Below are 9,998 nucleotides of genomic sequence, written 5' to 3'. Positions count from 1 at the left end.
AACCCAAGCTCGTCACAACAAAACGGGACGGCCGTGGCCATCCCGTTCTGATCGACCCGCCCTGGTCGAGTCGTGTCGAGGGACTGCTCGCCCGGTTTGCCCTACTTCAAGCCGCGATTGACCAGCAGCGGCTCCACGCTGGGATCCTTGCCACGGAACTCGCGGTACAGCGTGGCCAAGTCGACGGTGTTGCCGCGCGAGAGGATCTTGTCGCGGAACACCTGGCCGTTCGCGGCGGTCATGCCGCCGTGTTCCTTGAACCACTCGAACGCATCGTCATCCAGCACTTCGGACCAGAAATACGCGTAGTAGCCGGCCGAATAACCGCCGCCCCAGATGTGGTCGAAATAGCTGCTGCGGTAGCGCGGCGGCACTTCGGCCAGGTCGACCTTGAACTTCTTCAGCGCCTCGGTCTCGAAGGCGTCCACGTCCTGCAGCGGCGCGTCCGCCGGCAGCGTGTGCCAGGCCAGGTCGAGCAGCGCGGCCGACAGGTACTCGGTGGTGCCGTAGCCACTGTTGAAGGTGCCGGCTTTCTTGATCTTGTCGACCAGCGCCTGCGGCATCGGCTCGCCGGTCTTGTAGTGCTTGGCGTAGTTGGCGAAGACCTTCGGGTCCGAAGCCCAGTGCTCGTTGAACTGCGAGGGGAACTCGACGAAGTCACGCGAGGTGCTGGTACCGGCGATCGACGGGTACTTCACCTTGGAGAACATGCCGTGCAAGGCGTGGCCGAACTCGTGGAACATGGTGGTGACGTCGTCATAGCTGAGCAGCGCGGGCTGGCCGGCGGCGGGCTTGGTGAAGTTGCACACGTTGTAGACCACCGGCTTGGCGCCGGTCAGGCCGTCCTGCTCGACGAACACGTCCATCCAGGCGCCACCGGACTTGCTGTCGCGCTTGAAGTAGTCGGTATAGAACAGCGCCAGCGAGCTGCCATCCTTGTCGAACACTTCGTACACCTTCATGTCCGGGTGGTAGACCGGCAGGTCGGTGCGCTGCTTGAAGGTGATGCCGTACATCTGCGTGGCGGCGTAGAAGACGCCGTTCTGCAGCACGTTGTCCATCTCGAAGTAGGGCTTGATCTGCGATTCGTCCAGGTCGAACTCGGCCTTGCGTACCTGTTCGGCGTAGAAATCCCAGTCCGAGGCGGCCAGCTTGAAGCCCGGCGTCTTCGCCTCTGCGGCCTGCCTGTCGATCACCGCCTGCATCTTGGCGATCTCGCCGCGGGCCTTGGCGGTGGCGGCGGGCACGGTATCGGTCAGCAGCTTCAGCGCCTTGTCCGGGGTGATGGCCATCTGGTCGGCCAGGCTGTAGGCGGCATAGGTGTCGAAGCCCAGCAGCTTGGCCTTCTGTGCGCGCAGCTGGGCCAGGCGCTGGACGATCTTGCGGGTGTCGTTGGCGTCGCCGCGCTCGGTGCGCGTTTCCGAGGCCTGCAGCACCTGGGCGCGCAGCTCGCGGTCCTTCAGCGAGGCCAGCACCGGCTGCTGGGTGGTGTTCTGCAGGGCCAGCAGCCACTTGCCGTCGAGCTTGCGCGACTTGGCGTCTTCGGCGGCCGAGGCGATGTCGCCTTCGGACAGGCCATCGAGCTTGGCCTTGTCGTCGACCTGCACCGCGCCGGCGGCCGCGGCGGCGACCAGCTTGGTGTGGAAGTCGGTGGACAGCGTGGTTTCTTCCACGTTGAGCTTGCGCATCACGTCCTTGTCGGCATCGGACAGCTGGGCGCCGGCGCGGACCATTTCCTGGTAGTCGCGCTCGACCACGCGCAGCTGTTCGGGATCGAGCTTGAGGGTGGCGCGCGCGTCGTACACCGACTTCACCCGCGCGAACAGCTTGGGATCCAGCGCGATCTCGTCCTGGTGGGCGGCCAGCTTGGGCGCGATTTCCTCCTGGATCTTCTGGCGTTCGGGATTGGTATCGGCCTGGACCAGGCCGAAGAAGATGCGGCTGACGCGGTTCAGGGTTTCGCCGGCGCGTTCCTGGGCTTCGATGGTGTTGGCGAAGGTCGCCGGTTCCGGGTTGTCCGCGATCTTGCGCATCTCGGCCAGGTGCTGCTGCATGCCGGCCTCGAACGCAGGCAGGTAGTGGCTGTCCTTGATCTTGTCGAAGGCAGGCGCGCCGAAGGGCAGCGTGCTGGCCACCAGCAGCGGGTTCTCGGCCGCTGCGGGGGTGGCGGCGGGGGTCTTTTCGGTCACGGGTTCAGGGGTGTTTGCGCTGCAGGCCGCAAGGGCCAGGCTGATGGCGGCGGCGAGGACGACGGTACGCGACATGGACACTTTCCAGGGTCAGGGATCAATCCCACTACCCTAGCGCGCCACGGCGCCCGGTGCATGTGTCGCCGGCGCGGGCGCCGTGGCGCCGGTTCAGTCAGACCGTGTCGCGGTTGCGGCCCTGCCATGGCCGGTACCACTCGCGGATGCGGGCCATGTCGTGTTCCAGACTGTCGCTGGTGAGGAAGACCTGGCCAATGCCGATGGTCTTTTCCGGATAGTGGAAGTAGGCCATCACGATGGGCACGTCGGCGGCGCGGGCGATCTTCCAGAAGCCGGTCTTCCAGTGCTCCACGCGCTTGCGCGTGCCCTCGGGCGTGAGGGTGAACCAGATCCGGTCGAACTTTTCGATGATGGCCACCGCCTGTTCCACCGTGCCCTTGGGCGAACTGCGGTTGACCGGGATCGCGCCCAGGCGGCGCAGCAGCGGGCCCAGCGGCCACCAGAACAGCTGTGCCTTGCCCAGTACCCGGACCTGCAGGCCCAGCGCGATCTTGGCGGCCATGCCCCAGATGCCATCCCAGTTGGACGAATGCGGGGCCACGATCAGCACGGCCTTGGCCAGGTCCGGAATCGGCCCGACCACGCGCCAGCCGCCCAGCCTCAGCGCGGTGCGGCCCAGCCAGCGGGTAAACCGGTTGGGCCTGACCTGCGGCATGTTGGGTGGAATGGCCGGGATCACCGCGGTGCTGTCATTGGAGGTCGGATCGCTCAATCGGTGTCTCCCTTGGTGGAACGCCCGCGCTTGATTTCGCTGCGGCCGCGCTTGGCGTCCAGCCTGCGCAACTTGGAGCCATGCGTGGGTTTGGTGGCGATGCGCTTTCGGGGCGCGGCCAGGCCGGTGGCGATGAACGCGGCCAGGCGTTCGCGTGCGTCCTGGCGATTGCGGTCCTGGGTGCGGAAACGTTGCGCGTCGATGACCAGCACGCCGGCGTCGGTGATGCGACGGTCGCGCTTGGCCAACAGCCGCGCGCGCACGGGCTCGGGCAACGACGGCGAGGCGGCCAGGTCGAAGCGCAATTCCACCGCGGTCGATACCTTGTTCACGTTCTGGCCGCCGGCGCCGCTGGCGCGCACGAAGCGTTCCACCAGTTCGGCCTCCGGTATCGCCAGCGCGGGCGTGATTTCCAGTGCTTCGCTCCCCATGCGTCAATTGTAGGCATGGCGCGCTGCTTGGGGAATGCACGTCGCCGCGCGGCGTCCACGCATTGTTTAACCGCCTGTTTACTTTGCGCTGGGCACACTGCGGCCTCGGTCGACGACCCCACGGAATCCACTGCATGCTGATCCCACGCCCGCTGTCGCGCCTGCTGGCCGCCACCCTGCTTGCGCTGTGCACCGCCACCGCGCTGGCCGCGCCCCCCACCGATGCGGACATCGAACGCCTGCTCAAGGCCTCGCGCGCGGAAAGCATGCTCATTGCGATCCAGCCGCAGATGCAGGAGATGCAGCGGCAGCAGTTCGCCCAGATCACCGCCGGCAAGCAGTTGACCGCCGAGCAGAAGGCCGACGTGGACCGCATCCAGGCGCGCACTACCGAGATCGTGCGCAAGACACTTTCCTGGCAGGAGATGCGTCCGCTGTACATCGACGTCTACAAGAAGACCTTCACCAGCCAGGACGTGAAGGCCATCGCCAAGTTCTATGAAAGCCCGGCCGGCCGCAGCCTGCTCGACAAGACCCCGGCCCTGATGCAGAACCTGATGGCCGCCATCCAGCAGAAAGTGGTGCCGATGATGGAAGAACTGCAGACCGAGCTGAAGGAATCCACCAAGCCGCTGCCGGCCCCGGAAGTGACCCCGCCGGCCAAGCGCAAGAAGAAAAAATAAGGTCCTAAGGCCCGGAGGAGTTCCCGCTGGGGGCCAGCTCCAGCTCGGCCCTGGGCGGCAGGCGCCAATCGATCGGCGTCTTGCCCTTGTGGGCAAGGAACTGGTTGGTGGCCGAAAAATGCGCGCAGCCCATGAAGCCGCGATGGGCCGACAGCGGCGAGGGGTGCGGCGCGCGCAGCACCCGGTGGCGGCGCGCATCGATGACCTTGCCCTTGGCCTGCGCATAAGCGCCCCACAGCAGGAACACCAGGTCCTCGCGCTCACTGGCCAGGCGCTCGATGACGTGGTCGGTGAAGCCTTCCCAGCCCTTGCCCTGGTGGGCGCCGGCCCGCCCTTCTTCCACGGTCAGCACCGCATTGAGCAGCAGCACGCCCCGGCGTGCCCACGGCAGCAGGCAGCCGTGGTCCGGACGCGCGATGCCCAGGTCACGGTTGATCTCCTTGAAGATGTTGTCCAGCGATGGCGGTACCGGCACGCCGGGCAGGACCGAAAAACACAGGCCATGCGCCTGTCCTGCCCCGTGGTAGGGATCCTGGCCGAGGATCACCACCTTGACCTGGTCGAACGGCGTGGCATCGAAGGCGGCGAAGATCTGCGGCCCGGGCGGGAAGACGTGCGCGCCGGCCTGCTTGCGCTGGCGCAGGAACACCGCCAGCTCGCGCATTTCCGGCCGCTGCAACCAGTCGCCGACTTTTGCTTTCCACGAAGGTTCGAGTCTGATGTGGTCGGTGTCGGGCATGGGCCGGGAATCGGGAATCGGGAATCGGAAGGATCTTGCTGCGCCCGCATTCAAAAAAGGGGCGACGGAGGATTTGCGTTTGACGTTGCCGGCAACAAAACCGACCCTCCTGCAAAAAAAAAACGGCCCTCAGGTCAGCGTGCGTGCCTGGCCCAGGTCCGACACGCGCAGCTGGAACAGCACCTTGGTGATCAGCAGGCGCTCTTCGATCGGCTTGAGCACCAGGTCGTTGGCGCCGGCCTTCAGCAGTTCGGACTGGTTGTCCTTGTTGTCATCGCCGGTCATGACCAGGATCGGCAGGCGACGCTTGCCGTAGCCGAAATCGACGCGCACGCGCTGGACCACGTCGCGGCCGCTCAGTTCGCCCTTCAGGGTCACGTCGGTGAGCACGATGTCGAAGCGGTGGGTGGAATGGCCCAGCGACTCGGCGGTGAGCAGGGCGAAGGCGTCCTCGGCCCGGAGTACGTGGACCACGGCCAGGTCGTGGCGCTCGAGCATGCGCTTGGTGGTCTCGGCGACCACGCGGCTGTCTTCCACGTACAGCACGGTGGCGCCCACCACCGGTTCGGGCTGCACGTAGCCGCGGATGAAGGCGGCCAAAGCCTCGTGGCCCAGCGATTTGTCGAAATAGTCGGTGACGAACTCGGTGAAGCGCCGCTCCACCAGGTGCTGCTGCGCATCGCCGGACACCACGATCACCGGCACGTAGGCCTGGCCGGCCGCTTCGCGTACCGCGCGCGCCACTTCCAGGCCGTCGCCGTCGGCCAATGCCAGCGAGGTGGTGACCAGGTGCACCGCGCCGGTCTCCAGCGCCGCACGCGCCTCGGCGATGCTGGCGCAACCGATCACCTCGACCCCGGCCAGCTCGCGCTTGAGCACGTCGGCGATCATCTTGCGCACCATCTTCGAGCCGTCGACCACCATCACCCGCGGGGTGTCGCTGATCAGGTGTCGAAGTTCCTGCGCATGCATAGAGGGTCGCCTAGGTTTCGGTCGGTCGGGTCTGGCGCAGGAAGTGGCCGGTCACCAGCCATGCGCCCAGCCAGCCGATCACCGTGGCGGCGAGCACGAAGCCCGCCGCGCGCAGGGGATCCAGACCATTGAGCGCGAAACCACTCCCATAACTTTGCGCCAGTGCCAGCAACGGCGCGCGCAGAGCATACGCTGCCGCCGTCAGCAGGCCCAAGGCCAGGGCGCCGGCGGCCAGCCCGTACCAGGCGCCGAGGTAGATGAAGGGACGACGGATGAAGCCATCGGTGGCGCCGAGCAACTGCAGCACGCCGATCTCTTCGCGGCGCGACTGGATGTCCAGGCGCACGGTATTGCCGACCACCAGCAGGGCACCCAGCCCGAACAGCGTGGCCAGCACCCAGGCCAAGCGTTGGCCGAAGCCCAGCCAGCCCTGCAGCCGCTCGCGCCAGGCCGCGTCATGCTGCAGCAGGCCGGTCTCGGGCAATGCCTGCAGGGCATGGAGCAGGGTCGGGTCGTCGTTGCGCGGCGTGATGATGAGCAGCGTGGGCAGCGGGTTTTCTTCCAGCGCGCCGATCGCTTCGCCCAGTCCGCTGCGCGCGCGGAACTCGGCCAGCCCCTGTTCGGGGGTGCGCAGTTCCACCTTGGCCACGTCGCCGCGGCCGCGCAACTCGGTAGCCAGCGCCTGCGCGCGGACCGCGTCGACCTCGTGTTTCAGGAACAGCTCGATCTCGCGCGACTGTTCCACGCTGCCGGCGAAATGGCGCAGGTTGTCCAGCGCCAGTCCCAGTCCGAGCGGCAGCGCCATCGCCACGGCCATCACCCCGATGGTGAGCAGCGTGGTCCACGGCCGGCGCAGCACCCGGCCCAGGCTGGCGACGAAACTGTAGAGGTGCTGGTCGAACCAGATGCCGGCGCCGGAACGCGGACGCGGGTCGACCCGGGCGTTTTCGCCGGCCGCCGTCATTCGGCCAGGTCCGCCGGAGAAATATCGTCCATCAGCTTGCCGTGGTCCAGGATCAGCACGCGCTTCTTCATGCGCTTGATCAGTGACAGGTCATGGCTGACCACCAGTACGCTGGTACCGCGCTCGGGCATCGACGCGAACAGCGACATGATCTCCGCGGCCAGGGTCGGGTCGAGGTTGCCGGTGGGTTCGTCGGCGACCAGCAACCGGGGTTCGCTGACGATGGCGCGGGCGATGCCGACGCGTTGCTGTTCGCCGGCCGAAAGCTGCGAGGGCAGCGCCTGCTCGCGATGGCCCAGGCCCATGCGCGCCAGCACCTCGCGCACGCGCTTGCCGATGTCGGCGCGGCGGTCGCCGCGCAGGATCAGCGGCAGGGCCACGTTCTCGCCGACCGTGCGTTCGCCCAACAGGCGGTGGTCCTGGTGCACGGCGCCCACTTCGCGACGGTGCAGGGGAACGCGGCCGCCGCGCACTTTCAGCAGGTTGCGCCCACCGAACACCACCGCGCCGCGGCTGGGGCGTTCGCTTAGATGTATGAGCTTGAGCAGGGTGCTCTTGCCGGCGCCGGAATGCCCGGTGACGAACAGCATCTCGCCCTGCGCCACTTCGAAACTCACGTCCGCCAGCGCCTCATGGCCGCCGGGATACTGCTTGCTGACGTTTTCGAATCGAAGGACGCTCATGGCATGGATTATGCCGGAGCGACAGCGGGGAAAGGGATACACATGAGGGAAGGCGCGCCGGTCGCCTTCCCTGTCGGGCAGATCAGGACCCGGACACCAACGACTTGAGCTTGCGGCCCAGCTTGGTCAGGAACGAGGAATTATCCGCGGATGCAGCCGCTTTCGGTGCCTGCGCGGCCTGTGCCTGCTGCGGTGCTGTGGCCGTGGCCGTTGCGCCATCGACCGGCACGCCATGACGACGGCGCCGACGCTTGCGCGGCGGACGCGTGGCATCGGCGTCGCCTGCAGCGGCGGACACGGCCGCGCTGGCAACCGGCGCGGGAGCCGGCGTGGCCACCGGCGTCGAAGTGACGCCGGCCTCGCGCGGTGGCCGCGGTGCGCGCGGCTTGCCCTCGCTGGTGGACGAAGGCGAAGCAGAGCGCGGACGCGACGGACCGCTGCCACTGCGGCCGCCGGCGCTGCTGCCGGTACGACCGCCACTGCGACGCTGTTCGTCGGCGAGGCGCTGCTCGCGCGCTTCCTTGAAGATGGTGCCGATGCTTTCGCCGGCATCCTCGTCCACTTCATCGCCCGGCTGCGGTGCCGCGCGCGGCGCCCGCGGCACGGCCGTGAGCAGTTCTGCGGTCACCGGCTCGACCGGCAGCTTCTGGTCGATGTAGGCCTCGATGTCGGGCAGGCTCTGCGCGTAGATCTCGCAGGCGAAGCTGATCGCGTCGCCTTCGGCGCCCAGGCGCGCGGTGCGGCCGATGCGGTGCACGTAGTCCTCGGCATCGAACGGCAGGTCGTAGTTGTAGACGTGCGACACGCCATCGATGTGCAGGCCGCGCGCGGCCACGTCGGTGGCGACCAGGATCTCCAGCTGGCCCTTCTGGAAGCGCGCCAGCAGCGACTCGCGCTTCTTCTGCGGTACGTCGCCCGAAAGCACGCCGACCCGGTAGCCGGCCTTTTCCAGCGAACGCGCCACGCGTTCCACCCAGGCCTTGGTGTTGACGAAGATCATGGTGCGCGCGCCTTCGCTGCGCGACAGCAGGCCGATCAGCAACGGGATCTTTTCCTCGTTGGCCGGGAAGTAGACCTTCTGGCGGACCTTGGCGGCGGTGATGAATTCGGTCTCGACGACGAGCTTCTGCGGCTCGTTCATGTGCTCGTAGGCCAGCTCCAGCACCCGATGGCTCAGCGTGGCCGAGAACAGCAGGGTCTGGCGGGTGGTGCGCTCGGGCATCTTGCGCAGCAGGAAGCGGATGTCCTTGATGAAGCCCAGGTCGAACATGCGGTCGGCTTCGTCCAGCACGCAGATCTCGCAGGCGTGCAGCGACACGACCTTGCTCTGCTTGACGTAGTCGATCAGGCGGCCCGGGGTGGCGATGATCACGTCCACGCCCTGGGTCAGCAGCTCGCGCTGCTTGTCGTAATCGACGCCGCCGTAGACCAGGGCGAAGCGCAGGCCCAGGTCGGCGCCGAACTTGACCGCATCCTTGTGGATCTGGATGGCCAGTTCGCGGGTCGGCGCCAGGATCAGCGCGCGCGGGTCCTCGGGCTTGCGGTCGGCCAGTGCCGGCCGGGTCAGCAACCGGTTCATGACCGTGACCAGGAAGGCCAAGGTCTTGCCGGTGCCGGTCTGGGCCTGGCCGGCGACATCGCCGCCCGGCAGCGCGACCGGCAGGGTCATGGCCTGGATAGGGGTCGTCCGCGAGAAGCCGGCGGCTTCAAGCCCGGCGAGCAGGGCCGGATGCAGGTCGAAGGAGGAAAAAGTGATGTCGGTTAGCGGCTTGTCGCTCATGCTTTCTTCTTTGGGCTTTGTTTCTTGGGCACGCGCACTGCGCGGGTCGATGCGCTTGCATCGTCGGCACCGGCGTCGCACACTGCGTTCCATGCCGGTGTAAGCGATTCCTGGGCTAAGCCCTTGAACGGAATCGCGGAACGCCCCAGTTTACAGCAATGCGGCGACCATCCGGTCCCGCCATCCGCGGATCCCGCAGGAGACCCCCAGTGAGCGATAAGGTGACACACGTCGGCGACGCCGATTTCGAAACGGCCGTGCTGCAGTCCGACGAACCGGTTCTGGTTGATTTCTGGGCCGAATGGTGTGGCCCCTGCAAGATGATCGCCCCGGTCCTGGATGAGCTGGCCCAGACTTACGAGGGCAAGTTGAAGGTGGTCAAGCTCAACGTGGACGAGAACCGCGCCACCGCCATCAAGTACCACGTGCGCAACATTCCGCTGCTGCTGCTGTTCAAGGACGGCCAGGTCCAGGCCACCCAGGTCGGCGCCGTGGGCAAGGGCCAGCTGACCCAGATGATCGAAAAGGGCATCGGATCGGCGGCCTCAACCGCCTGACCCGACTGCAGGGCCGGGCTTTGCCCCGCTGCTTTTCCCTGCGAGGAAGAGCGGCCAAGCAAGCCCGGCTCTGCAAGGCTTCAATCTGAACGGGTTTTCTGGCGCGGCGCTTGCCGCAGCCGCTTCCCGGTGCTAGTTTTCGTTTTATCCGGCGCGGGGTCTGCGCCGCACCCATCTGACTGCACTCATCCGAGAGCCGCTCTCCCACCC

The 9,998-nt window shown here is 67.0% G+C and carries 10 protein-coding genes; 2 read left to right on the top strand and 8 right to left on the bottom strand.

Translation table 11 applies throughout. From position 1 onward, the window contains the following. Nucleotides 1-101: 101 nt before the first annotated feature. From dcp to arfB, 3 genes are all read right to left on the bottom strand, one after another. Complete coding sequence (gene dcp, locus DT603_RS12925) at nucleotides 102-2,264, bottom strand: peptidyl-dipeptidase Dcp (RefSeq protein ID WP_162350358.1); 2,163 nt, start codon at nucleotides 2,262-2,264, stop codon at nucleotides 102-104. 97 nt (nucleotides 2,265-2,361) lie between these two features. Further along, nucleotides 2,362-2,922 (bottom strand): lysophospholipid acyltransferase family protein, encoded by a 561-nt coding sequence (locus tag DT603_RS12920; protein WP_162350527.1) that lies wholly within the window; start codon nucleotides 2,920-2,922, stop codon nucleotides 2,362-2,364. Between the two features lie 53 nt (nucleotides 2,923-2,975). After that, the gene (gene arfB / locus DT603_RS12915; protein ID WP_162350356.1) at nucleotides 2,976-3,410 is read right to left on the bottom strand and encodes an alternative ribosome rescue aminoacyl-tRNA hydrolase ArfB; all 435 of its coding nucleotides are present in this window, start codon (nucleotides 3,408-3,410) and stop codon (nucleotides 2,976-2,978) included. 134 nt (nucleotides 3,411-3,544) lie between these two features. Here arfB and DT603_RS12910 point away from each other — a divergent pair, with 134 nt between their 5' ends. Next, nucleotides 3,545-4,093, top strand: a complete 549-nt coding sequence (locus DT603_RS12910; RefSeq protein ID WP_162350354.1) for a DUF2059 domain-containing protein — start codon at nucleotides 3,545-3,547, stop codon at nucleotides 4,091-4,093. Nucleotides 4,094-4,097: 4 nt separating this feature from the next. On the opposite strand, the gene ung is transcribed toward DT603_RS12910, so the two are convergent. From ung to rhlB, 5 genes are all read right to left on the bottom strand, one after another. After that, nucleotides 4,098-4,832, bottom strand: coding sequence for a uracil-DNA glycosylase (ung, locus tag DT603_RS12905; protein ID WP_162350352.1), 735 nt, complete (start codon nucleotides 4,830-4,832; stop codon nucleotides 4,098-4,100). Nucleotides 4,833-4,961: 129 nt separating this feature from the next. Beyond that, nucleotides 4,962-5,804, bottom strand: a complete 843-nt coding sequence (locus DT603_RS12900) for a response regulator (protein WP_162350350.1) — start codon at nucleotides 5,802-5,804, stop codon at nucleotides 4,962-4,964. A gap of 10 nt (nucleotides 5,805-5,814) precedes the next feature. Further along, on the bottom strand, nucleotides 5,815-6,768 hold the full coding sequence (gene ftsX / locus DT603_RS12895) for a permease-like cell division protein FtsX (protein ID WP_162350348.1): 954 nt from the start codon (nucleotides 6,766-6,768) through the stop codon (nucleotides 5,815-5,817). Continuing rightward, nucleotides 6,765-7,451, bottom strand: a complete 687-nt coding sequence (gene ftsE, locus DT603_RS12890; protein WP_162350346.1) for a cell division ATP-binding protein FtsE — start codon at nucleotides 7,449-7,451, stop codon at nucleotides 6,765-6,767. The genes ftsX and ftsE overlap by 4 nt, the downstream gene beginning before the upstream one ends. 82 nt (nucleotides 7,452-7,533) lie before the next feature. Further along, nucleotides 7,534-9,231, bottom strand: a complete 1,698-nt coding sequence (gene rhlB, locus DT603_RS12885) for an ATP-dependent RNA helicase RhlB (protein ID WP_162350344.1) — start codon at nucleotides 9,229-9,231, stop codon at nucleotides 7,534-7,536. A gap of 209 nt (nucleotides 9,232-9,440) precedes the next feature. Here rhlB and trxA point away from each other — a divergent pair, with 209 nt between their 5' ends. Then, nucleotides 9,441-9,788: a thioredoxin TrxA gene (gene trxA / locus DT603_RS12880; protein WP_162350342.1), complete on the top strand. Its 348-nt coding sequence runs from the start codon at nucleotides 9,441-9,443 to the stop codon at nucleotides 9,786-9,788. Nucleotides 9,789-9,998 lie beyond the last annotated feature (210 nt).

Origin of the sequence: Pseudoxanthomonas gei, assembly GCF_010119615.1 — a bacterium.
Lineage (GTDB): Bacteria > Pseudomonadota > Gammaproteobacteria > Xanthomonadales > Xanthomonadaceae > Pseudoxanthomonas_A > Pseudoxanthomonas_A gei.
The sequence above is the reverse complement of the archived record's forward strand: the minus strand, read 5'-3'. Positions and strand labels throughout refer to the sequence as shown.

Coding starts and splice junctions, on each gene's coding strand:
- dcp (WP_162350358.1), bottom strand. CDS start 2,264: ATGTCGCGTACCGTCGTCCTCGCCGCCGCCATCAGCCTGGCCCTTGCG.
- DT603_RS12920 (WP_162350527.1), bottom strand. CDS start 2,922: ATGCCGCAGGTCAGGCCCAACCGGTTTACCCGCTGGCTGGGCCGCACC.
- arfB (WP_162350356.1), bottom strand. CDS start 3,410: ATGGGGAGCGAAGCACTGGAAATCACGCCCGCGCTGGCGATACCGGAG.
- DT603_RS12910 (WP_162350354.1), top strand. CDS start 3,545: ATGCTGATCCCACGCCCGCTGTCGCGCCTGCTGGCCGCCACCCTGCTT.
- ung (WP_162350352.1), bottom strand. CDS start 4,832: ATGCCCGACACCGACCACATCAGACTCGAACCTTCGTGGAAAGCAAAA.
- DT603_RS12900 (WP_162350350.1), bottom strand. CDS start 5,804: ATGCATGCGCAGGAACTTCGACACCTGATCAGCGACACCCCGCGGGTG.
- ftsX (WP_162350348.1), bottom strand. CDS start 6,768: ATGACGGCGGCCGGCGAAAACGCCCGGGTCGACCCGCGTCCGCGTTCC.
- ftsE (WP_162350346.1), bottom strand. CDS start 7,451: ATGAGCGTCCTTCGATTCGAAAACGTCAGCAAGCAGTATCCCGGCGGC.
- rhlB (WP_162350344.1), bottom strand. CDS start 9,231: ATGAGCGACAAGCCGCTAACCGACATCACTTTTTCCTCCTTCGACCTG.